This is a genomic window from Salicola sp. AFF1 (genome assembly GCF_056783195.1).
Genome location: NZ_JBXAYL010000164.1, coordinates 1 through 273 on the forward strand (window position 1 = coordinate 1; position 273 = coordinate 273).

1 protein-coding gene is annotated in these 273 nt (G+C 71.1%); it reads left to right on the forward strand.

The window, feature by feature from the left end; all coding sequences use genetic code 11:
• Positions 1-3 precede the first annotated feature (3 nt).
• Positions 4-273: CBS domain-containing protein (locus AC1RQI_RS17190; RefSeq protein WP_481905829.1), on the forward strand; the 270-nt coding region annotated here is incomplete at its 3' end.

Genomic DNA, 273 nt, shown 5'->3' on the forward strand with positions numbered 1-273 from the left:
TGCATCGCCCGCCCCGATCACTCGGTCGAGGACGTCGCCCGCATGATGCTGGCGATCGATGCCGGCTGGCTGCCGGTCGGCGAGGGCGACCGCCTGACCGGCACCGTCACCGACCGCGACATCGCCGTGCGCGCCGTGGGCCAGGGCAAGGGACCGAAGACCCCGGTCAGCGAGGTGATGACGCCCGAGGTCAAGTTCTGCTTCGAGGACGAGGACAGCGCGCATGTCGCCCAGAACATGGGCGAGCTGCAGGTCCGCCGCCTGCCGGTGCTC